Here is a 22,744-nt window from a genome sequence, read left to right as displayed (position 1 = left end):
CCAAAGTTGGCTAAGGTGTTTAACCGTTAAAAATTAAAGGTCATTGATACCCAGTAGTTGCGGCCTGGATTGACGTAACCTGTGGTTGATCGCGACGTGCTAAAGTAATCACCGGCGTATTCGGTGTTACGTCCTGAGCCAAACAGCTCAACTGCAGAAAAATCTTTATCCAATAAGTTGTTGATATTGGCATTAACCGTAATGCTATCGGTTAGCTTGTAAGCAGCACCTAAATCAATCACTGCCCACGCTTTCATGTCATTGCCAAGCCCGGTCACCACTTGCTGCTGGGTTGCGGTCAGATTGTCATAAACACTGGTATAGCGAGGCAACTTGCCATGATATTCCGCCGAGATTCGGGCGGTTAAATCGTCATTGACTTGCCATTGCAGCCGCGCATTTAACATGTGTTTGGCGGTGGCATTCAATGGCGCACCAGCGTTGTCGCCGTTTAGCTGTTCGCTGTGGTTATAGGTGTAGTTGAGATTGAAATTCAACGCATCGATCAGCACCGGGAACGAAGTCGCAAATTCAACGCCTTCAACCTTCGCCTTTCCTACGTTGCGATATGAGTTGGTGTCATCATTTACTGCGTACGACTCAATTGCGTCTTCATACTTGTTGTAAAACACTGTGATGTTGGCATTGAAGTCGTGAATGTTTTCGTAATAAACCCCAGCTTCATAGTTGGTTGATTTTTCTGGGTTTAGTGATGGATTGCCGACAGTGTTGATGCTGCCTTGGCCGGTTACACCACTGACGCCATCGTGCAACTGGCTAAGCGCTGGCGTGTTGTAACCTGTGCTGACGCCGCCTTTTACGGTCCAATCATCGGCGAGCGTATACACAGCGTACGCTCGAGGGCTTACATGGCCATTAAAATCGTCATGCTTTTCATATCGGGCGCCGAGGGTAACTGTTAACGGCTCCAGCGGCATCCATTGATCTTCTGCATAGACGGAATAGCTGTCTTGCTCAAAGGTTTCGCCGCTCACCGCTAACACGATGCCGTCTTTCATTTGCGCATTCCAGTATTCAAAGCCGGCGGTGAGTTGGTGCGCATCGCCAATGGCAGCAATGAGTTTACTGTTGAGGATGATGTTGCGGTTTTTCAGCTCGCGTTTTTCACCGTCAATGGGTGCAAACTCAATCGGTAAACTTCTGGCGGTGATCAAACGGCCTTTGTTTTCCGTGGTGGAATACAGCAGGTCAGATTTCCAAGTGGCAAAACTCAACTCCGCATCATAACCCAGTACCAGTTTTGCTTGCTCATATTGCAGCTGACTCTCGTAGCCACCGCCTGCGGTGCCTACTGGACCCAATTGATCATTAGCATTATCAAACTGTTGCTGGGCTACTTCGGCATCCAACCACAGATGATGCTGGTCGTTGAGTTTGTAATTCAGTCTGCCACCCACGGTATAGTTGTCGCTTTCGGTCGGAAATGGGGTGCGAGTGGCGCTAGTTTCACTTAATGATTCCATGCTGGTGCCCTGACGGTGGCGCATATTGCCGCGCAGGGTCAAATTTAAGCTGTCTTTGATCAACGGTCCGGCGGCATAGAAACCGACAGTTGAGCTATCACCCCATTTATCATCTTCTTGAACCGCGTGGGCAATGTTTAAACTGCCACCCCATTGATCGGCGTACTTTTTGGTGATGATATTCACCACCCCACCAATAGCATCAGAACCGTAGAGGGTCGACATTGGGCCGCGAATCACTTCAATATGATCAATCGCATTTAACGGTGGCATAAAGCCGGTGTTCATACTGCCAAAGCCGTTGGGTGTTGTGTCTGAACTTGCTGATTGGCGCACGCCATCAACCAACACTAGGGTGTAGTTACTCGGCATGCCGCGAATACTGATATCAAGACCACCGGTTTTACCTGTACCGCTACGAATATCAACACCTTCTACACCACTGAGCGCTTCGGCGAGGTCATGATAATTTTTCTGTGCTAAGTCTTCGTTGCTGATCACTGAGATAGATGCCGGTGCATCAACCACTTTTTGTTCCATGCCACTGGCCGTCACCACGATGACTTCATCAATCTTTGGTGCGGGAGTATCAGCAAGTACGGGTGTTGCAATGATGCCTGTAACAATGGCCAAGGCGAGGGGAGAGTAAGAAAATTTTTTCATTGCTATCGTTACCACTTAAGAAAAGAAGAGGAGATATCGTCGATGGCGAAAGTTAACAGAAATGGTAACGATTATCATTAACTATTTATTGATCTAGCGCATACTTCACATGTTTTATTCATTATGTTCTTATATAGTTAGCCAAAGTTGTTGGTGAAAGTGATTAAATGAAAATCATATGTTGCCGCAAGGTGAATGATATGTGAGAAATTCACAATGGATTGCTGATTGCTGATTGCTGATTGCTGATTGCGCAAAGGGGAAAGAAAAGCGCCCATGGCGATGTTGCGTTGGGGATGAGCTGAGATTGCCAAAGTACTAGCTATACCAGCTCAAAAATAATAACGCCGCTAACATTAGCGGCGTTATCGTATTGGTTATTAGCTTACTTTAGATGGCCAGCATTATGCAGTTCGCGGTCTTCCGCTTTTGGCGGATTCCATTGGTAGATCCATGTTTCAGTCAATGGCTGACCGTTGGCTTCAAGGTACAGGCGCAGGTTGATTGGATCGGTTGAGCTGTCGTCAGCCGGTACCAAGTCAAACATAGCGCGATAACCGTTAATTGACGCCAGTGGTCGTGCAGAGGTAATTTCTACACGTCCTGCCGAAGTGGTAATCACCGGTTTTACTTCCACATCTTTGCCCAAACTGTCTAATAAGCCACCTTTAAAATCGACCACAAAGCGTTTGCTATAGTAAGGGCGTTTTTTACCAATCACGCCACCCAAGCCGGTGAAGGTGTTTACCACTTCAGCGCGTTCGCTGTCGAATGGTACTGTGCCGCCCCAATACATGTTGTAACTAAACAGCAGCTCTTGGCCTGGTTCTATCGCTTGTGCAGGGTTCCAGAATGCAACAATGTTGTCGAAGGTTTCATCAAGGGTTGGGATCTCCACCAATTGCACAGAACCTTTACCCCAATTGCTAGTTGGTTCAATCCACAGATGCGGACGTTTTTCATAGAACACGCCGTCGTCTTGGTAGTGGTCAAAGTTACGATCACGCTGCATCAAACCGAAACCTTGCGGATTTTCGTCGCTGTAAGCGTTAAAACGTAAGTTTTCTGGGTTACCCAGCGGACGCCAAATCCACTCACCGTTGCCAGTGTGCATGGCTAAACCATCAGAATCATGGATTTCTGATCGCCAGTCGTAGCTGGTACGGCGATCGTTTTCACCGACCATGTACATACTGGTCAGTGGTGCGACACCCAAACGCTCGATTTTTTGACGAGGGTAGATGGCTGCATCAACATGCATTTTTAAACGTTCACCCGGAGTGATATCAAAGCGGTAGGCTCCGGTCACACTTGGCGAATCCATCAAGGCATAAATGGTGGTGGTATTGGCACCTTTTTTCGGGGCTTCCATCCAGAAATCGGTAAACACAGGAAACTCTTCTGGTTTTGGCATTGCGGTATCGATCGCCAGACCACGCGCAGAAAGCCCATATTGCATCTCTTTACCAACCGCGCGGAAATAGCTGGCGCCAAGGAACGCAATCACGTCGCGTTCCCAATCGGTATGGAACTGCATTCTAAAACCGGCAAAGCCAAGATCTTGCGGTAATTTTTTGTTTTTTAACTTCGATTTACCGTAATCAAACATTTTCGGGTTGTAGTTGATCGGTGTTACTTCGCCATCATGTAACTCATACATTTGGATTGGCGTGTCAAAATACAGACCTAAATGAAACAGCTCTGCACGAAAATCACCATCTTCATCCTTCCATAGCGCTTTATCTTTGCGAAAGTGGATCTGTTGATACTCATCCCAATCGAGATTTTTTAAGCTGTCTGGCAGTTCACCTTTATGATCTTGATAGGGTGTTTGCGCCATGTTGCTGGCAAAACCTTTAAGCCAAGCGTAGCTAAACTTTTCACCTTCTGGTGGCGCAACTTGAATTCCCGCCGCCTGCGCGATTTGGCTCGCCAATAACATGCCCGCAGTGGCTAAGGTTATCAGTGACATTCTTAAAACTGATTGAGGTGTAACAGTCATTTCACTGTGAGACTTCAATATATGTATTGGCATAGGTGTGCTCTGAAATTTGGGTTTGAGGTGTACAGCTACAGTGTAGTCATTACACTCAGCTCAAACGTGGTCATGGACAGCAATTAGCGACTGGTTGCTGACTATCAATGCTCAAGGTGAGACAAGGCAGCCGCGAAATATGCAGAGAAATCTATCATATTTTGGCGTTTAGAAAAGATGTGATCGAAATAACTTTTTAAAATTTCCGCAAACATTCAGTTAGGTTGTTAGCTTGTTAAATTTCTGCTGCAAGTTATTGATAATCAATTTGTATTCTAGCGATAAAAAAAGCCACCTGTTTCCAGGTGGCGTAATGGTTGGAACTCGGTGACTGACCGCATTAATGAATTTCTATTTTTTGGCGGTTGTCTTTAATCGCTGCAGTTTTCGGCAGCCTCAAATACAGCATGCCGTTGTCAAATTTGGCGTCAATGGCGTCTTCTTTTACATTATCTGGCAATGCAAAACGGCGTACAAAGGTACCGTAAAACCGTTCAGACAGATGCTGTTTGTCATCGGTATGTTCGTGTTTACGTTCACCGGTCAGCACCAGATAACCATTATCTACATTCAGAGTAATATCGTCTTTACTGATCTCAGGCAATTCGACCTTTAGCAGATAATTGTCTTTGTCTTCACTGATATCCGTTGCTGGTAACCAACTCCGTTGCCCAGAAAAGATTGGGCTAGACCAATCCATCAATGAACCAAAGCGGTTGAAAAGGCTGTCGAATTCATCGGCAGGATTCCAAGGACGTAATTTCATAATGACCTCCTCAAATGTCGTTATCCATACTTCATTCAACATCAGGCAAACTTGCTTGCCTACAGATTAACGTGGGGCAGGATTGGCCCATTTCAAGCTAAAGATGGATAAAAATTTAGCAAATAATTGCCAAACCTTAATTACGAACGGTTTTCATTTAACTTTCACTGGACTAATGCGGGTTAGCAAAGTAGGGTGCATGGCGTTATTGAACTAATGATTTGATTCTCGCTATGCAGCATTTAACAAACAGTCGCCATCGTTGGCTCTGGATAGTGCTAGGCCTGTGGCTGACCCTATTCCAGACGGCTGTTGCTGCCCATTCCATAGAAGAGGGAATCGTTAGCCACCACCATGGCAGCTGTTTACTTTGTCATGCTGGTCATCTCAGCGGCGCGGCGCCAACTGCTGCGATAACCCTGCACTTTGTGGCGCAGCGTGTTATAACCCTTTCCATCGAATTGCTGCTGGCACCTTGGGTGGTTGTGCAGCGTCAACAGCAAGCTCGTGCTCCACCAGCCTCTTGATAATCCTCTGTTTTAAATAATTTTTTATTATTGGCTTATCATTAGGAAAAGTTTCGATGAAGTACGGTTATTTTTCAACCGCGCTGCTACTTGGCTGCGCGCAATTCACTGCCAGTGCGGTTCACGCCAACCCAACATCAGTCAATACGGCCACTACGCCAACTCCCGTCACTAGGAGTCATGACGAAGTTGAGCGGATCACCATTCAGTATCGTCAGGCTTATCGCGGCGACGTGCCTGCATCGGCCTTACCACAAGCGATCACCACGTTAGATCATCAACTGTTGCAGGATATTGGCGCTGGCTCGTTGCAGGATGCAATGGATTTTAGTGCCTCAGCTGCACGACAAAATAACAGTGGCGGCATGTGGGATAGCTTTTCGTTAAGGGGCTTTCCCGGCAACGAGAACATGCCTGCGGGTTACTTAATCAATGGTTTTAGTGGCGGGCGTGGCTATAGTGGTCCACGCGATCCAGCCTCAATTGATTACATTGAAGTGCTAAAAGGCCCCGGCTCCGCACTTTATGGCCGTTCAGAGCCTGGCGGTGCGGTCAATATCATTACTAAAAAGCCACAAAACCTGACCCAAGGCTACTTGAAAACCGAGTGGGGCAGTTTCGCTCTGCAAAGGTTAGAAGGGGACATCACGGGCGGCATTACCGACGATATCGCGGCGCGATTTATCGGCAGCTTTAGTGACAGTGATAGCTATCGAGATTTTGTCGGTAAACGTTCAGTCACCGTGACGCCATCATTGCGCTGGCAACTGACTGACGACACCTCGCTGCTGTATGAATTTGAATGGATTAAACGGCAGCAGTTGTTTGATCGCGGCATTGTGGTGCTGAATGATGATCTGAATACTGTGCCTAGCTCGCGCTATTTAGGTGAGCCCGGTGATGGCGCCACGGATATTTATGCCGCCGGTCATCAGATTACCTTTGAGCATTTTATCAATGATGATTGGCAACTGACGGGCGGCTTTAATCATCGTCACTCAACCCTGCGCGGTTACTCATCCGATACCGAATTATCGGCATCGCGACAGTCACTCTATGATGACGGTCATACGCTGACGCGTCAGCGCCGTTATCGTGACTATGCTTCGGAAGATAGCTCCGTGCGTGTCGAGCTTAACGGCCAACTTGAGACTAGCGGCTTAACCCATCATTTGCTGTTGGGCGCTGATGGTTATCGTTATGAACTACAAACTGGGCTGTACCGTTATCGCGGTGGCAAGGGTAGTTATGACATCGACATATTCGCGCCTGATTACGGCAGCCAAGCGTTACCTGATGTGAGCCTGCTGTATGACAACCGCGAGCATCAACGCGCAGTGGGCGTTTATTTGCAAGATCAAATCGATATCAGCGAACACTGGCAGGCGTTGTTAGGGTTGCGCTTTGATGTGACCAATCAAGAGATCTTTGAGATTGCTAGCCAATCAGATTCAACCCGTCACGATAAGCGCCTTAGCCCGCGCTTAGGCTTGGTCTATCAGTTGGATGATGAGTTAAGTTTTTACGGCAGTTATTCGGAAGGCTTTTTGCCGCTGAGTGGCACTGACGCTCAAGGGCAGCCGTTTGGTTCAGAAGAAAGTCGCTCATTTGAGGTGGGGGCCAAATGGCAGACCGACTCATTACAAGCTACCTTGGCGTTGTTTGATGCACATAAGAGCAATATTTTGGTGTCAGATCCGGTCAACGTTGGCTTTTCAGCGCCATTGGGCAGTGCCCGCAGCCGTGGACTAGAGTTAGACGCCAGCTACCAAGCGCCTTGGTTCGATCTGCAGTTGTCTTACAGTTTGCTAAATACCGAAACCGATAGCGACAGCGTGAACGCCGATTGGGGTGTTCCGATCCCGAAAGGTAGCCCGTTAGTTAACGTGCCCCGTCACACCTTGGCGCTGTTGTTGAGTCGTGATTTTTATCTCGATGACATCTATCTTCGGGCTGGCTTTAGCTATCGCTTGGTTGACGATAGGTTAGGAGATGCGGCCGATTTGAGCTTCCGTTTACCGGCATATCAAGTGTACGGCGCGTTCCTGCGCTGGCAACTCAACGAGCAACTAACGTTGGCGTTGAATGCCAACAATTTGTTCGACAAAACCTATATCGACAGCAGCTACAACGCGTTATGGGCATACCCGGGCGCGCCCCGCAATTTTAAACTGAGTGTAAGTTATGGTTTCTAATACCAATCAAGCGGTTATTCATCAGCGGATTAACAGCATCGACATTATGCGCGGCTTGGTGATGTTGATCATGCTGCTCGATCACGTGCGCGAGCGTTTTTTCCTGCATCTGCAGGTGAGTGACCCGATGGACATCAATGCAACGCCGCCAGCGTTGTATTTCAGCCGCTTGGCGGCGCATCTGTGCGCACCGACCTTTGTGTTTTTGACTGGGTTATCCGCGTGGTTATATCAGCACAGTGGTTCAACTGGAAACCGCCCATTAACAGGTTTTTTAGCAAAACGCGGGCTGTTTTTAATCGGGTTGGAAGTCAGTTTGATCACCTTTAGTTGGATGGGCAGCTTCGCAACCATTTATCTGCAAGTGATGTGGGCGATTGGCCTTAGCATGCTGGCCTTGGCGGCATTACATCAGCTACCACGTTGGATGCTGCTGGTGCTGGCGAGTTTGCTGGTGTTTGGCCATAACACGTTAACCCCCATCCATTTCAATGTCGATGAGTGGGGCTACAGCCTTTGGACCATACTGCACGACCGTGGCTACCTGATCAGCGACAGTGTCATCAATGTCAAAGTGAGTTATCCACTGCTTCCTTGGATTGGGGTGATTGTGTTTGGCTATTTGGCGGGGCCGCTGTATCACAAATTGACGGCGGCTAAGTTACGACAGCGCTGGCTCGTCGGGCTCGCCACAGGCTGTTTAGCACTGTTTGCGTTACTCAGAGGCGGCAATGTTTATGGTGAGACCTTGCCGTGGTCAGTGGGCGATAACAGTTTAATTAGCCTGATGTCGCTGCTCAATTTGACTAAGTACCCACCATCATTGGCGTTTTTACTGTTTACCTTGGGACTGATGTTTATTGGCTTATGGGCAATGGAGCGTTTACGTCAGCCGTGGGCACAACGGGCAGGGGCGGTATTGGCACATTTTGGTGGCGCGCCAATGTTCTTTTATCTGCTGCATCTTTATCTATTGCTGGCCTTGTATCAAATCGCGCTCATGATCTGGGGAACAAACCACGGCGCACTGTTTGGTGTTGATGATGTCCGTCAGATTTGGCTAATTACGCTGGGGTTGATCGTGCTGTTGTATTGGCCCACCAAAAGCTTCGCAGCCTTTAAGCGCCGCAGCCAACTTGCGTGGGTGAAATACCTGTAAAGCGCAGACTAAATCGCGTCTTACAGTTGCTTGAATCCTGAGCTGTCATGTGGGCAGCTCTTTTTCATTCATTTTTGTAGCCAATCCTAAGATTTTAGATTTTTACCGCGGTGAAAACTGCGAGTGTTAGCCTCATCTATTGGTCAACTCATTTGAGAAATTGGGCAATCCGAATTGCTGCTCAATTGTCTGATAACACGCACAGCTAAACTCTCAGGATCGCTAAATCCTGCCATATCCTTTGAAGTCCTGCGAAGTATTGCAGCATAACGCCGCATAGAGAATTCGCTTTAGCTCGTTGACTCATCAGAACCTGAACTGGGAAATTGTAAAATTAGGCAAATAAGCCGGAGGCTTAGGCAAAGGCAATTTTGTGAACAAGGTTACACTATTCAACAATTAAATTTGCGGCCAGTGTTATTCCTTCCTTCGTCGCGAATCAAAATAAACGGAGTAGTAATAAGTTTATGCATGATTCCATTCATTCTGCACAGCAGCCCCAAACGCGCAGCACGCGTGCAACCTGGACTGCCATTATTTCACTGATGCTAGGTGTCGCAGCGCTGATCTCCGCTGAGTTGTTGCCGGTGAGTTTATTGACCGATATGGCGCAAGAGTTAGCTATTTCTACCGGTATGGCAGGGCAGATGATCTCCACCACCGCAACCTTGGCGATGCTCAGTGGCTTAATATTGCCGTCATTGTTTAAGTCGCAAGACCGGCGCCATCTTATTTTGTCATTTACTTCCCTGTTAGTGGTGTCATCAATACTCACCTCAGTTGCCAGCAATATCTGGTTGCTGCTAAGTGCGAGGGTGCTGCTTGGAGTGGCGATTGGTGGCTTTTGGGCAATTTTGACACCGCTTACCATGCAACTTGTGCCAGCAGAGAAGGTCGCCTCGGCGTTCTCGATTATTTTCTCTGGGGTGTCGTTAGCTTTGGTTGTTGCAGCACCGTTGGGGAGTTACTTAGGTGATATTTACGGTTGGCGTGCGGTGTTTGTCGCGGTTGCGCTGATGTCGTTATTGGTGTTGCTGCTGCAGTGGTTTGCCGTCCCGAGTGTTCACTCCAACGAGCAGAAACATAGCGGCGGAATGCTCAAACTTCTGAAACGTCATGGGGTTGCGATTGCGTTTTTCGCCATGCTGTTGAGTTTTACCGGCAACCAAATGCTGTATATCTACATGCGTCCCTATATGGAGCAGTACCTGAGCTTTAATATCGAGCAGATCTCCTTGTCGTGGGTGTGTTTCGGTGTTGCCAGTTTTATGGGCGTGACCTTTGCCGGTGTGCTGGTTCAACGTTTTTTAAAGCAGATTTTGCTTGGTATGCCGCTCGCGATGGTAATTGTTGCTTTGGCCATGTTGATGGGGCCTAAGCTGCATCTATTAGCGTTCGTACTGATTGCCGCGTGGGGCTTCTTTGGTGCTGTGCTGCCAATCATTTGGTCGACCTGGATCACCCGCGCCTTGCCAGATGCAGCAGACAGTGCGGGTGGACTGTATTCAGCGGCACTGCAAATTGCAGCCATTATTGGCGCCTCACTAAGCGGCGGCGCTATCGATTTATTCGGCATCAGCGCCAATATGTGGCTCACCGCGCTGATCATGCTGCTGACTATAGTACTGACACTTGGCTCATTGCTACGCCTGCCGCTAGAACAACCCTCGGCGGCAGCATCATCTCGCGCAGCATAGCGCATTGAATTGATTAAATATTTATCAGAATTAAGAGGTAGAAAATGAACACATTAGTGGTGGTATCTCATCCATACCCAGAACAATCGAAGGTCATCAAAGCAGTCGCGCAGTATTTGGCAACGCTCGAAAATGTTGAAGTGCGCAATCTTGAAACTTTGTATGGCACCGATATCAACGCCATTGATGTGGCTGCAGAGCAACAAGCCTATGCTGATAAGCAACGCGTGGTGTACCTGTATCCTACTCATTGGTTCAATATCACCCCGATGCTCAAAGCCTACTTTAACGCAGTATGGAGTTATGGCTGGGCGTTTGGCCCCGGTGGCGATGCATTAAAAGGCAAAACTCTGTTGGCGATGACCAGCGCTGGTGCCAATCAACATATGTACTCGGCGGAGGGCTTGATACAAAGCACCATGGCGGAAGTGATGACGCCAATGAAGGCCAACGCGCTTTATGTGGGCATGAAATACGCTGAGCCGTTAGTCTTGTTTGACTCGATGGACGTTGATGCTGAGCGCTTAGCGGCTTTCAAAGCGCAAGTCGCAGCGGCACTAAAATAGCCTGTGCCATAGCAGGCTTATCAAAGATTGTTGCTCACCAAGCATAAAAAGCCCCATGGCACTCTCGCGTGCAATTGGGCTTTTTTGCAATCGTCATCTAATTAGTTAGTGCCAGTGTTGGCCAGTAACCCTTATCAGCTCAGCTGCGCTTTGATGAATTCGGCAGCTGCTGCCGCGCCTTGTGCTGAAATAGCGTGATTGAGACCAGCTTCAAATTGCGTTTGTACCGAGTGTCCTAACGCACTGAGTGCACTGGCTGATTTTTCTGATTCACTGTAATGGATGGCCGGATCACTTAAGCCATGGACCAGTAATACCGGCACATTTTGGGTAAATTGATAGGGTTGCGGTGATGCCAATCGGCCAGAAAAGGCAATCACACCCGCGAGCTTCATTCTGGCGCTCACCAACATATCGAGCGACATCATTGAGCCTTGCGAGAAGCCCACGAATATTACGTTGTCGCGGTTTGGATCAATATCATGAGCGTGGAACAGTTGCGCCAACAAGCTATCTAGTGCCGCGCGTGCCGCTTGAATTCGCTCTGGGCGGTTGGCATCGGTAACCCCTTTTAGACTGAACCATTGATAACCGTTGCCCATATCTGAGGCGAACGGTGCGTTAGGCGAAAGCCAGATAACATCGGGAAATTTGGTCTGCCACTGTTGTGCCAGCGATGCCATATTAGCGCCATTACTGCCAACGCCATGCAGTAATACTACGACCTGCTTGTTCATGCTCGTTCCTTCAGATGCTGTAATAGCATCCAGCTTACTCTTTTCATGGAATATGATTAACAGGCCACAAATAGAAATACTAGCAACATAGTGTTGATAATGATGGGGGGGAATAAGCAGTGCGTGTTGCCTTAGCCGAGCATTTCGACGTCATGAACACGCACTGTTTAGGCAGAAAACGCGAACAGTTCAGACTGGATTACAGCTTAAATTGACCGACAATCTGACTCAGTTTGTGGTTAATGTTTTCTAAGCTTTCGGTGTCATTGAGTACTTTTGCGCCGCTGTCATCTAACTTGCTGACGATATCGCTGATTGCGGTCATGTTGGCGCTAACTTCTTTGGTAACACAGCTCTGCTCTTCTGCCGCAGTTGCAATCTGCTCGCTTAATTGGTTGATCTCATTTACAAAGTTAATCAACTTGTCGAGACTCTCAGACACTTCTGCAGATTGGGTGGCGGTAGTTTCACAGCGCTCTTTGGTATCAGTCATCGATTGCACAACTTTGTTGCAACCAATGGTTAATTGCTTGATCGCCGCTTCAATCTCTTGGGTGCTCTCTTTGGTGCGGCTGGCAAGAGCACGCACTTCATCGGCAACCACCGCAAAGCCTCGACCATGTTCACCAGCACGCGCGGCTTCAATTGCGGCGTTGAGTGCTAACAGATTGGTTTGCTCAGCAATCGCTTCAATCATTGACAGAACTTGGCTAATACTTTGCGCCTGTTGATTCATCTGCTGCACGTCGGTTGCTGCGATGGCAACATCATGCACTAAGGCGTTGATCGAGGTTTCTGCGCGTGATACCACCGCGCGTGATTCATTACTGACTTCGTTGGCACGTTCGGTCAGGCTCGCGGTATTGGCTGCATCTTTTGCCATCGCGTTTGCGGTGGCATCCATCTCTTCAATCGCCGTGGCGATCTGCTCAGTCTCTTTGACGTGATTTTGCAAAATGGTGCGGTTTTGATAGCTCTGCTGCTTGAGGTTGAAGGCATTGCTGGTGAGTTCTTCGGTTGCGCCTTTCACCTCTAACATCATTTTTTGCAGCGAGGCCATGAAGGCGTTGACGCCCCCCGAAATTCTACCAATATCGTCTTGGGTATTTACCGCTAAGCGTTGGGTTAAATCGCCGTTACCGCTTGCTAAGCCTTCAATCGTACTACGCAGCAATACAATCGGGCGATACAGATATTGGATTAAGGTGATCGCCACTAACATGCTCACGATCGAAGCGATAATTACGATGGCTAAAGCGATATTGCGTGATTGTTCCAACGAAGCAAAGGCCTCATCTTGCCGCAAGCCGACGGCGTAATAGACGGTGTTGCTGCCAATCTGCATTCGATGAGAAAACAATAACTTATTGTCATTATCCAAGGTGTAATACGACAGAGTATTTTCTGTGGTGCCGATATTGTGCAGTGCTGAAGCTAGCCAATTAAAGCTTTTCAGATTACTGCCGGGTTTTACGACTTTTGAGGATGAGGCGACCACATTGAATTGGTCGTCAAAAATCATTGCTATCGCGGTAGGGGACAGCTTTTCAGTGTTGATCATTTTACTGAGGAAACCCAAGGTCATATCCGCAGACACCACCCCACCGTTAAATTTGCTTGCGAACGTTACCCAAATCTGGCCGTCAGTGCCTTTGTATGGGTCGGTGATCAGTGCGCCTGAGGCCTGTTTTGCCTGAATAAACCACGGGCGTTGGCTAATATCGCCTTGATATTTATGGTTAGGAAATTGCGCATCTTCTTGGTTCCAATAACCGTCACCATTATCAAGTGCCAACATTGCGGAAGGCGTATTAAGCGCGCTGGCAATCTGCTGTGTTAGCAGGATTAAATTGGCTGGCGTGGTTTCCAGTTTTTGTTGGTTGAGCAGATTGGCGAGATTGCCAATTCCGCGCAGTTTTTCATTGATGAGCGATTCAATCTGCTCACCTTGGCCTTCGACATAGAGGTTACTCTGGGTCGAAATTGATTGAGTAAGTGCTTCTTTTTCTTGTAAATAAAGGATGTAACTTGAGATTGTCACCGATAACGCAACGAGTAACGCGATAGAGATGATAAGGGTACGTTTAAGTTCGACGTGCTGCATTTTGTCGCTCCTGGCAAACAACGGCAATGGCCTGTTGAAACGGCAAATGGAAAAAGAAAATCAATATGCTGATTTTCTTACATAAATTGGTTGGGCGGCGCATTATATGAGCGTAATAGAACTCTGTCTCGTTAAATTTCGCTGAAGATAAAGAAGTGTGAAAACCGTCAAAATGCACCTAGGTAAAACTACCTAAAGGCAAACAATTACAAGTGGTTAAGCGTTCTTATATGAGAAAACTTAGGTTTTGGAATGTTGTAAAATGCAATTTGGCGGATTCGGCGTATCATATACGTATTTCCATATATTGGCTGTTGAAGTCACTTGATGCAGTCGTCGAGTGACTCCGTAATCACGCCAGCGATTTGAGGTTTGAATGAGTCAAGGTGATTTGGGCGTGGATACACCCGCCATACAGAAAATGCGTTTTATCGATCGTTATTTAACGCTGTGGATTTTTCTGGCGATGGCACTGGGGGTGGCAATTGGCGTGTTGTTCCCGCAAGTGGCGGCATGGACCGATAGCTTGTCAGTGGGCACCACCAATGTGCCGTTAGCCATCGGGTTGATTTTGATGATGTATCCACCGCTGGCCAAGGTGAATTATCAGTTGCTGGGTGAGGCGAGTCGCGATGGAAAGGCTATTGCGTTGTCATTGCTGATGAACTGGCTGGTTGGGCCGCTATTGATGTTCAGCTTAGCGCTGATTTTTTTGCATGACTCGCCTGGCTATATGGTAGGGGTGATTCTGATTGGTTTAGCGCGCTGTATCGCCATGGTGTTGGTGTGGAATGACATCGGCGCTGGTAATAAAGAGTATGGCGCCATGTTGGTGGCGCTCAATAGCTTGTTCCAAATTCTTACCTACAGCGTGCTGGCGTGGTTGTTTATTACAGTGTTACCGCCGTATTTTGGCCTCGAAGGCGTTGCGGTTGACATCACCATGGCCGAGATCGCTAAAACGGTCGCACTCTATCTTGGCGTGCCGTTCGTCGCAGGCTTTTTAGGTCGCATTGTGCTCATCCGCAGCAAAGGCGAGCAATGGTATAACGAGGTGTACTTACCGCGTATTTCGCCGATTACGCTGATTGCCTTGTTAGCCACCATTGTGCTGATGTTCAGTTTAAAGGGCGAGATGATTGTGGATTTGCCATTTGACGTATTGCGCGTTGCGATTCCGCTAGTGATCTATTTTCTACTGATGTTTTTCGCCAGTTTCTTTATCGGTAAACGACTGGGAATTGCCTACGACAAAAACGCCTCGATTGCCTTTACTGCCACAGGTAACAACTTTGAGTTGGCGATTGCCGTGGCGGTGGCGGTATTTGGTTTGAGTTCTCCTCAAGCTTTTGCAGGGGTAATTGGCCCATTGGTTGAAGTGCCAGTATTGATCGCCTTAGTCAATGTAGCGCTTCGATTGAAACGCCGCTATTAGCCATAGTCGGCAAGGGTACTGAGGTTGGCTGCTGTTGCGATGTAACATGGCACGCCAAATTTGGACACAATTTGTTGAACAAATTTTTGCTTCCAGCGCGGGCAATCAGCTTGTTGGAGTAACAGTTGACGCTTATTTTCGGTAAGATGTCGCGTCTTCTTTTTTTTGGATATTTTTCATGATCCCACAATATCTTTCACGTCTGTTGGCCATTGCCGCATTGTCGGCAGCTGCGGTTGTAGCGCCTGCGTTTGCCGCCCCCATTACGGTAATGGGCTATAACGTTGAAGGCGGTTACAAGCCAGATGCCACCGAGCCAACGGTTGCCAGCTATATTCAGCAAGCACCAAACGCAGATGTCTATATGTTGAGCGAACTGACGATCTCGTGGGCGAAGCCATTGGCAAACACCATGGGCGGTTATCAAGTGGTGACCTCCGCCAATGCGGTCGAAACGACGGATGCGCTTGGTATCTTTTTCAACCCTAAGCGGTTTAGTCTGCTGGACTCTCATGAGTTAGTGTTTGGCGTAAACAAATTCGAACGACCAGCATTGATTGTCACATTGAAAGATAACACAACGGGCAAGAAGGTGATTGTGATGGGCAATCACTTGATGCGCGGTAAAGCGGAACAGCGTCAACAGCAAACGCGCATGTTGGTTGATTGGGCAAAACAACAAAGCGCCACAGTTATCGCGCTGGGCGATTATAACTATGATTATGATTTACCCACTGCGAAAGGGAATAAAGCGTTTGAGCTATTGATGGACAGCGGTGAGTGGTACTGGGTAAAACCCAAAACACTGATCAAGTCTAATTGCGACGCGCAGTACAATAGCATTCTTGATTTCGTGTTTATCCATGGCAAATATGCGGCTGCAACGTCTGATATTTTGTTCCCTGAAGCTGAATACTGTCACGATGATGCTGATCGTCCTGATCATCGCCCAGTGATCGCGACAATCGAACTGTAATCATTATATAGGCACAGGGAAGTGCTGTTGATTTCGAGATGTAGCGGCTAGGCAACTTAAAGGGGAAAAAGGGTGAATAGGCCATCCGTGGCTGGCGTTCGTCAAATTAACTATTTGAACACGCTCCACATAATGCTGGTCTCAGAGCTCATACTCCACAGCATCACCACGACGGTGAGCATCACTTCTAACAGTAATATGCCCCAACCGAGCGTCATGCCCGAAATAATAAACCCGTTGTCGTGACTGATACCTAAGAAACGCGGCGTACCTTTATAAAGGAGGTAGGCGGTGTAACCTAGGGCTGCACTGAGTGCTAGTAAGCACACCCAAAATACAGGGTAGATGGCTACCGCACCGGCTAAAAACATCGGCGTTGCAGTGTATCCGGCAAACACTACACATTCCCCCCGTGATGGCCGTTCAGGATATTCTCGGGCAAGCCAGTGGATCAAACTGCCAACAATCCATACTGCGGCGAGCATCAGGGCATAAAAAGCCAACCCTAAGGCAATGCCATTTTCAATCGAGACTTTGTAGGACTCGTCTCCCCCAAAGCTCCAGCCAAATTGCGTTGTACCAATAAACGATGCCACGACTGGAATTGCCGCCATGCCTAAAATATGGTGGTAATACAGGTGCGACACACTTTCATGTTCCGAGTTAATCTGCTGCCACTCTTTACCCGGATGTAATATCAATCCAATGATGTGATTACTCATAGCTGACCTCGCATTAACGCTCGTTAGTGGAAACGAACACTACTCCTAAAGTTTAGTCAGCTTAAAAATCTCAATAAGAATTAATAGTGATTATCAATTACACCTATATAGCCATAAATTAGATATCGCTGAGTTAAGCCATAAAAATCGTAAGGGATAGCGAAGATAACTCGACAACAGCCGATAAAGCAGCTAAAAATTGCGCTCGCTAACAGCCTCTCTAGCCTGATAGACTAGCGCACATTTGTTGTTGCTAATGTAGTGTTGGGCGGTTAAAGGAATCCTATGCGCATAGTTATTCGTTTATTTTTCAAATTATTACGTCGTATTTTAATGCCGTTTATGTTGATTTATGCGGCGTTATCAAAGCCAAAACCTATTCAGCGTGAAGCCGATGCACAAGCACAAGTGAATGAGCAGTGCCGGCAACTTACCTTGTACCAATACAGCACTTGTCCATTCTGTATTAAGGTGAAAAAGGAGATCCACCGTTTGGCATTGCCGATCACCATGGCGAACGTATTGCGAGATGAAACGGCGCGCACGGAATTGGAAACCAAAGGTGGTCAGGTCAAAGTGCCGTGCTTAAAAATCGTAGACACAGACGGTAGCGAACAGTGGATGTACGAATCTGAAGAGATTAAACGCTATTTGCAACAGCGCTTTGCTGCCTAATTATCTTGCTGTGCTGGCGGTGAATCACACCGTCAGTGCAGTTATGTGCGCCCGTTATTCACTTCAACTATTCTCGCCCACCACGTACGCCAACTAAAGTAACTGGCTGATTTTGCATCAGCTGAGGGCAGTGCTATGCTCTCGCCATACACAGGTTGCTAAAGCAACAAGGATGTCTATGGAAGTTCTGTTAGTGTTGTTAGTACTGCTATTGGCAGTGCTGGCCATTTTGGCGTTTGTTGAAGTGCAGCGCTTGACCAAACGGGTCAATAGCATGGCGGCCAATCTTAAACAGCTGCGCTTGCAACTAGAGCTATTAAATCGCGCGCAAGATGCCCGTGCGCCAACTTCTACGCCGCCGCAATCTCCAACTGTTACACCAGTATCAGATACTCTTTCACCAGTGCCAACTGAAGCCGATGCGCAACTGGCGTCAACGCCGACCACGCCTGTGTCGGTCAACCATCATTCAGCGGCGTGGTCAGCAAACCCTACCGCAGTATCTGCGACCAAGGTTACTGATCACCGAAAACTTGATACTGAATTTCCCGAATGGCAACGCAAGCTAGTGGCACATTTTAAAGACAACTGGTTGGTCTGGTGTGGCGGCCTCGCATTGGTGTTTGGGATGGGGTATTTGGTGCAATTTATCAGTACCCATGTCCACACAACACCGACCACTCGCATTGTGGTCGCCTTACTGATCTCTGTTGCTACGGTGGCGTTCGGTGAATGGCTACATCGCAGATTTCGTGCGGGCGCAGCGCTCAGCGGACTCTTGGGGGCTGATTATATTCCTGCCGCGATTGTGGCCGCAGGGACGACTGGCATCTACGCCGCTTATGTGTTTGCAGTCGTCAGTTACCATTTGTTAAGCCCGATGTTAGCGATGTTATTGATGGCGCTGACATCCATCGGCTCAATGTTGGCGTCACTGCGATATGGCAGTTTGATGGCGGTACTCGGTTTAATCGGCGGTTACATTGCGCCGTTATGGCTCAGCTCAACGAGCCCTAATTATTATCTATTGGCGGGATATATTTCCGCGATTTCAGCGGTCGGATTATATGTTATTCGACGCCGCCAACTGGCTTGGCTGCTATGGGGAATCATTGTTGGGCAGCTGTTGTGGATGGTGCTCATCAACCTTGATATGCCAGAACCGCTTTGGTGGATGGCGTTGTTCTATCCGCTGACGGCCTATCTACTCATTACTGTGCCCGAACGCGGCTGGCGGTTATGGTTTGCGCTTCGCTCTTCAGGGCTGAGAACCGAGCGGATTGCTTGCCGCGGCTATCACAGTCTTTATCCGGCGCTGATATTGAGCCTGATGTTGCTGCTAACTAGCGAATTAAGATTCTATCTCTACAGTATGGAACATCGTACGGTGTTGCTGGCGATCATGGCGTGTCTATTGTGGCAGCCATTATTAAACGCAGTGAGAACAGCGCGACATATTCCATTACTAAGCACCGTACTAAGCGTCACCTTTGTACTGACGCAGTATCAACTCACGCTGGATAACAGCTCCGGCTTTCAGTGGTTAGTGGTGTTAGCGGCTGTTTGGTGGATGGCATTGTCTGCACAAGGTTATCTGGCGTATCGGCAGCGAGCAGAGCAGGTGAACCGCTACTGGTTTATTGTCGGGCCACAAGTATTCATCGCCAGTTTAATGTTGTATAGCGATGCAGATTGGCCATCATTATTTTGGTTGAGCTCATTGCTCAGTATTGCCGTGGCCGCAGTATTGGCATGGTTGGCATACAAGTTGGCGGATATGCGGCTTGCGCTTGTCGGTGCTGTTCACGGCTTGGTTTGGTTAAATCTTGTGCTGTGGTTTGACGGGCCTTTGTTGAGTGGCTTGTTAGCTGTGCAGGTACTCATCGTTGTTGTTCAGATGGTAAAACAATGGCCAGCGTTGACGGATATTGTGGCTAAGGTGTTGGTGTCTATTGTGATTTTACGACTCAGCGTTTTACCCTTTATGAGCAGCTGGTACAACACTGATTTGCCGGACTGGAGCTTAACCTTACTGCACTTTATGCCGGTACTGTTGCTGCTGTATTTAGCATACAGGCTGGCCACAGCCGCCAAACTCGCGTTTGTTGATTGGTTAGAGGGCGGCCTTATTCACCTCGTGGCACTGTTCTGCTTTGTCGAAAGTCACTATCTCGTCACTGGCAGCTACGCACTGTTTGAACAGTTAGATTTGATTAGCTGTAGCTTTTGGTTGATGGAGGCGCTCGTGCTTTGCGCTGTGTATGGCATTCGTCAGCAACGTTGTCAGCATCAGTGGTTGCAACGGTTCTATCGCTACTATCGTTATGCCTTGTTATTGGTGGTGGCATTGGTCACGCTGTTGATCAATTTACAATTTATGCCTCTGTGGGATGACACAGTTAGCGGTGAACTGACGCCATTGTTCAACCCGCTGGCCTTGGGCTGGTTGCTTCCGGCGCTACTGCTATTTGGCATTAGCTATGTTGATGGGTTACCCGAATTGCCGACAATATCAGCGACTCGGGTTAAACATAGTGGCTATGCCATTGCTGGGGCACTGTTGAGCGTGTGGTGGCTGTTGTCGTTAAGGCAGTTTTGGCAACCCGGCTCAATGGCGCTGTTTGTTGGCACCACCATGGCGGAATGGTTGAGCTATTCGGTGACATTTATTGTCGCGGGTTGCGGGTTTATTTTCGCTGGTGTGCGCAAGCAATTGCCGGTATTACAGAAATTGGGATTGGTCATATTAGGTTGCGCCGCACTTAAAGTGTTCTTATCCGATATCGGTCATTTGGATGGCGTATGGCGCGTGGTCAGTTTCTTAGGCTTGGGCGGTGCGTTAATTGGGATTGGCCGATTGTTCCAGTTGCTAAAACGGCAACAGCTCACGATGCAGAACGGCGATGCTATTGATGACACTAAGTAGCGTTAGTGAGCACTGCTGCTGAAACTGGATAAGCATTGTAGCAAAAACAAAAGGCGCTGAATCAGCGCCTTTTATGTGTTTAAACCGCGGGATTAAGCATCTTTGTAGGCATCAGCATGCACTGAGCGCACCGCACGGCCTGATGGATCCGCCATGGTTTGGAAGCTTGCATCCCATGCCAAGGCTTCAGGGGTAGAGCAGGCAACTGACTTGCCCCCTGGCACGGTGTGCGCGGCTGATTCCAGTGGGAACAGCTCTTCAAAGAAGGTGCGATAGAAGTACGCTTCTTTAGTATCTGGCGTGTTGTATGGGAAACGGAAGTGGGCGTTAGCCAACTCTTTATCATCAATCACAGCAGCGGCATGAGCTTTCAAGCCGTCAATCCATGAGTAACCCACACCATCACTGAACTGTTCTTTTTGGCGCCATGCCACTTCTGCTGGCAGCATGTGTTCAAATGCCTGACGCAGAATATGTTTCTCAATACGACCATTGATCGACATTTTTGCTTCTGGGTTAAGACGCATCGCCACATCCATAAACTCTTTATCAAGGAAAGGAACCCGAGCTTCCAATCCCCAAGAGGCCATCGCCTTGTTGGCACGCAAACAATCGTACAGATGCAGTTTATCCAGTTTACGGATCAGCTCTTCATGGAACGCTTGTGCGTTAGGTGCTTTATGGAAGTAGAGGTAACCACCAAACAGTTCATCAGAACCTTCACCTGACAGCACCATCTTGATTCCCATTGCTTTAATCTTGCGGGCCATCAAGTACATTGGCGTTGCTGCGCGAATGGTGGTGACGTCATAGGTTTCCAGATGGTAGATAACATCTTTAATCGCATCCAAACCTTCTTGAAAGGTGAAGTTAATTTCGTGATGAATCGTGCCAATGGCGTCAGCCACTTTCTTCGCGGCAATCAGATCCGGTGCGCCTTTCAGACCCACTGCAAATGAGTGCAGTTGTGGCCACCACGCATCTGACTCGTCGTTGTCTTCGATACGGCGTTTGGCAAAGGTCTGGGTAATAGCTGAAATTACCGAAGAATCCAATCCACCAGAAAGCAGTACACCGTAAGGCACGTCTGACATCAGCTGACGTTTAACGGCGGCTTCGAGTGCAGCGCGCAGCTCTTCAATGCTTGCAGGGTTATCTTTTACCGCATCATATTCGCGCCAATCACGTTGGTAATATTGTACCGGTGACTCAGCACCGCTCACTAAATAGTGACCTGGTTTGAAGGTTTCAACGGTTTTACACACAGGCACTAGCGCTTTCATTTCTGAAGCGATGTAGAAGTTACCTGCTGCATCGTGACCTGTGTATAACGGAATGATGCCGATGTGGTCACGGCCAATCAAATAGGTATCTGTGTTCTGATCGTAAAGTACGAAGGCAAAAATACCGTTCAGCATGTCGAGGAACTCACAGCCGTACTCTTGGTATAACGCCAGAATTACTTCGCAGTCAGAATTGGTTTGGTAGGTGTATTTGTCACCCAGTTTGGCTTTAAGCTCTTTGTGGTTATAGATTTCGCCGTTAACCGCTAACACTATGCTGCCGTCTTCGCTGAACAGCGGTTGGGCACCATGTTCAATATCGACAATCGCTAAACGTTCATGGGCAATCACAACTTTGTCGGATGCATAAATGCCTGACCAATCTGGGCCACGATGGCGCAACAATTTGGACATTTCTAGGGCAACTTGGCGCAGTGAAGCCGCATCAGACTGAATATCAAGAATGGCAAAAATCGAACACATAAAAACTCCGGGCCTTCACAAAAATATCTTGAGTGATACTTTGCCATTAATAATGTAAAAATCAAGCGGAAAACTGATGAATAATTTATTAATTTTTCAAATTATGTGGATCAAATTCAAAGAATGGCATTAATGAATGATGAATTATTAAAAATGAGTGCAAGTTTGTTGTGTTTGCTGATTTTTTACGAGAAAAAACATTCTTTGTTTAGGAAAACAGTAATGATGAAATATTGAACGATCGAAAGATTGGGTAACTTACTGAATTTCATTCATTATTAATTCGGCAAAATCATAGACAAAGGTCGAAC

The 22,744-nt window shown here is 47.8% G+C and carries 16 protein-coding genes; 9 read left to right on the top strand and 7 right to left on the bottom strand.

Going from position 1 to position 22,744, the window contains the following annotated elements; all coding sequences use genetic code 11:
• Window positions 1–26: 26 nt before the first annotated feature.
• The 3 genes from JYB87_RS10570 to JYB87_RS10560 form a co-directional block, all read right to left on the bottom strand.
• Window positions 27–2,147, bottom strand: coding sequence for a TonB-dependent receptor (locus JYB87_RS10570; protein ID WP_207353469.1), 2,121 nt, complete (start codon window positions 2,145–2,147; stop codon window positions 27–29).
• Window positions 2,148–2,532: 385 nt separating this feature from the next.
• On the bottom strand, window positions 2,533–4,119 hold the full coding sequence (locus tag JYB87_RS10565) for a glucan biosynthesis protein (protein WP_228729840.1): 1,587 nt from the start codon (window positions 4,117–4,119) through the stop codon (window positions 2,533–2,535).
• 403 nt (window positions 4,120–4,522) lie between these two features.
• Entirely contained in the window at window positions 4,523–4,948 is a 426-nt protein-coding gene (locus JYB87_RS10560) for an Hsp20/alpha crystallin family protein (RefSeq protein WP_207353468.1), read from the bottom strand.
• Window positions 4,949–5,181: 233 nt separating this feature from the next.
• Between JYB87_RS10560 and JYB87_RS10555 the strand changes: the two genes are divergently transcribed.
• The 5 genes from JYB87_RS10555 to JYB87_RS10535 all read left to right on the top strand — a co-directional run bounded on the left by JYB87_RS10555 (window position 5,182) and on the right by JYB87_RS10535 (window position 11,092).
• The gene (locus JYB87_RS10555; RefSeq protein ID WP_207353467.1) at window positions 5,182–5,475 is read left to right on the top strand and encodes a hypothetical protein; all 294 of its coding nucleotides are present in this window, start codon (window positions 5,182–5,184) and stop codon (window positions 5,473–5,475) included.
• 56 nt (window positions 5,476–5,531) lie between these two features.
• Window positions 5,532–7,670 carry a TonB-dependent siderophore receptor gene (locus JYB87_RS10550; RefSeq protein WP_207353466.1) on the top strand — a complete coding sequence of 713 codons (2,139 nt, stop codon included), beginning with the start codon at window positions 5,532–5,534 and terminating at the stop codon, window positions 7,668–7,670.
• Window positions 7,660–8,829, top strand: a complete 1,170-nt coding sequence (locus tag JYB87_RS10545; protein ID WP_207353465.1) for a DUF1624 domain-containing protein — start codon at window positions 7,660–7,662, stop codon at window positions 8,827–8,829. Before JYB87_RS10550 ends, JYB87_RS10545 begins: the two co-directional genes overlap by 11 nt.
• A gap of 467 nt (window positions 8,830–9,296) precedes the next feature.
• On the top strand, window positions 9,297–10,526 hold the full coding sequence (locus JYB87_RS10540) for an MFS transporter (protein WP_207353464.1): 1,230 nt from the start codon (window positions 9,297–9,299) through the stop codon (window positions 10,524–10,526).
• 44 nt (window positions 10,527–10,570) lie between these two features.
• Window positions 10,571–11,092: an NAD(P)H-dependent oxidoreductase gene (locus JYB87_RS10535; protein WP_207353463.1), complete on the top strand. Its 522-nt coding sequence runs from the start codon at window positions 10,571–10,573 to the stop codon at window positions 11,090–11,092.
• Between the two features lie 134 nt (window positions 11,093–11,226).
• Here the strand turns inward: JYB87_RS10535 and JYB87_RS10530 are convergent, their stop codons facing one another.
• On the bottom strand, window positions 11,227–11,829 hold the full coding sequence (locus JYB87_RS10530) for an alpha/beta hydrolase (RefSeq protein ID WP_207353462.1): 603 nt from the start codon (window positions 11,827–11,829) through the stop codon (window positions 11,227–11,229).
• Window positions 11,830–12,028: 199 nt separating this feature from the next.
• Complete coding sequence (locus JYB87_RS10525; RefSeq protein ID WP_207353461.1) at window positions 12,029–13,933, bottom strand: methyl-accepting chemotaxis protein; 1,905 nt, start codon at window positions 13,931–13,933, stop codon at window positions 12,029–12,031.
• 376 nt (window positions 13,934–14,309) lie between these two features.
• Between JYB87_RS10525 and arsB the strand changes: the two genes are divergently transcribed.
• Both arsB and JYB87_RS10515 read left to right on the top strand, forming a co-directional pair.
• Window positions 14,310–15,368, top strand: a complete 1,059-nt coding sequence (arsB, locus tag JYB87_RS10520) for an ACR3 family arsenite efflux transporter (protein WP_228729839.1) — start codon at window positions 14,310–14,312, stop codon at window positions 15,366–15,368.
• Window positions 15,369–15,546: 178 nt separating this feature from the next.
• Complete coding sequence (locus JYB87_RS10515) at window positions 15,547–16,344, top strand: endonuclease/exonuclease/phosphatase family protein (RefSeq protein WP_207353460.1); 798 nt, start codon at window positions 15,547–15,549, stop codon at window positions 16,342–16,344.
• Window positions 16,345–16,454: 110 nt separating this feature from the next.
• On the opposite strand, the gene JYB87_RS10510 is transcribed toward JYB87_RS10515, so the two are convergent.
• On the bottom strand, window positions 16,455–17,066 hold the full coding sequence (locus JYB87_RS10510; RefSeq protein WP_207353459.1) for a Yip1 family protein: 612 nt from the start codon (window positions 17,064–17,066) through the stop codon (window positions 16,455–16,457).
• A gap of 285 nt (window positions 17,067–17,351) precedes the next feature.
• Here JYB87_RS10510 and JYB87_RS10505 point away from each other — a divergent pair, with 285 nt between their 5' ends.
• Together JYB87_RS10505 and JYB87_RS10500 are read left to right on the top strand one after the other, a co-directional pair.
• Entirely contained in the window at window positions 17,352–17,741 is a 390-nt protein-coding gene (locus JYB87_RS10505) for a glutaredoxin family protein (RefSeq protein ID WP_207353458.1), read from the top strand.
• 178 nt (window positions 17,742–17,919) lie between these two features.
• Window positions 17,920–20,667: a DUF2339 domain-containing protein gene (locus JYB87_RS10500; protein ID WP_207353457.1), complete on the top strand. Its 2,748-nt coding sequence runs from the start codon at window positions 17,920–17,922 to the stop codon at window positions 20,665–20,667.
• Between the two features lie 92 nt (window positions 20,668–20,759).
• Here JYB87_RS10500 and asnB read toward each other — a convergent pair whose 3' ends face one another.
• A complete protein-coding gene (gene asnB / locus JYB87_RS10495; protein WP_207353456.1) occupies window positions 20,760–22,433 on the bottom strand; it encodes an asparagine synthase B in 1,674 nt (557 codons plus the stop codon).
• Window positions 22,434–22,744: the final 311 nt, after the last annotated feature.

Origin of the sequence: Shewanella avicenniae, from assembly GCF_017354945.1 — a bacterium.
GTDB classification, from domain to species: Bacteria; Pseudomonadota; Gammaproteobacteria; order Enterobacterales; family Shewanellaceae; genus Shewanella; species Shewanella avicenniae.
Note: the sequence above shows the minus strand (reverse complement) of the source record. Positions and strands in the feature narration are given on the sequence as shown.

Bases quoted from the DNA above. Each gene is read 5' to 3' on its own strand.
- JYB87_RS10540 (WP_207353464.1), top strand. From the start codon at position 9,297: ATGCATGATTCCATTCATTCTGCACAGCAGCCCCAAACGCGCAGCACG.
- JYB87_RS10560 (WP_207353468.1), bottom strand. From the start codon at position 4,948: ATGAAATTACGTCCTTGGAATCCTGCCGATGAATTCGACAGCCTTTTC.
- arsB (WP_228729839.1), top strand. From the start codon at position 14,310: ATGAGTCAAGGTGATTTGGGCGTGGATACACCCGCCATACAGAAAATG.
- JYB87_RS10555 (WP_207353467.1), top strand. From the start codon at position 5,182: ATGCAGCATTTAACAAACAGTCGCCATCGTTGGCTCTGGATAGTGCTA.
- JYB87_RS10545 (WP_207353465.1), top strand. From the start codon at position 7,660: ATGGTTTCTAATACCAATCAAGCGGTTATTCATCAGCGGATTAACAGC.
- JYB87_RS10515 (WP_207353460.1), top strand. From the start codon at position 15,547: ATGATCCCACAATATCTTTCACGTCTGTTGGCCATTGCCGCATTGTCG.
- JYB87_RS10525 (WP_207353461.1), bottom strand. From the start codon at position 13,933: ATGCAGCACGTCGAACTTAAACGTACCCTTATCATCTCTATCGCGTTA.
- JYB87_RS10505 (WP_207353458.1), top strand. From the start codon at position 17,352: ATGCGCATAGTTATTCGTTTATTTTTCAAATTATTACGTCGTATTTTA.
- JYB87_RS10500 (WP_207353457.1), top strand. From the start codon at position 17,920: ATGGAAGTTCTGTTAGTGTTGTTAGTACTGCTATTGGCAGTGCTGGCC.
- JYB87_RS10535 (WP_207353463.1), top strand. From the start codon at position 10,571: ATGAACACATTAGTGGTGGTATCTCATCCATACCCAGAACAATCGAAG.
- JYB87_RS10550 (WP_207353466.1), top strand. From the start codon at position 5,532: ATGAAGTACGGTTATTTTTCAACCGCGCTGCTACTTGGCTGCGCGCAA.
- asnB (WP_207353456.1), bottom strand. From the start codon at position 22,433: ATGTGTTCGATTTTTGCCATTCTTGATATTCAGTCTGATGCGGCTTCA.
- JYB87_RS10570 (WP_207353469.1), bottom strand. From the start codon at position 2,147: ATGAAAAAATTTTCTTACTCTCCCCTCGCCTTGGCCATTGTTACAGGC.
- JYB87_RS10565 (WP_228729840.1), bottom strand. From the start codon at position 4,119: ATGTCACTGATAACCTTAGCCACTGCGGGCATGTTATTGGCGAGCCAA.
- JYB87_RS10510 (WP_207353459.1), bottom strand. From the start codon at position 17,066: ATGAGTAATCACATCATTGGATTGATATTACATCCGGGTAAAGAGTGG.
- JYB87_RS10530 (WP_207353462.1), bottom strand. From the start codon at position 11,829: ATGAACAAGCAGGTCGTAGTATTACTGCATGGCGTTGGCAGTAATGGC.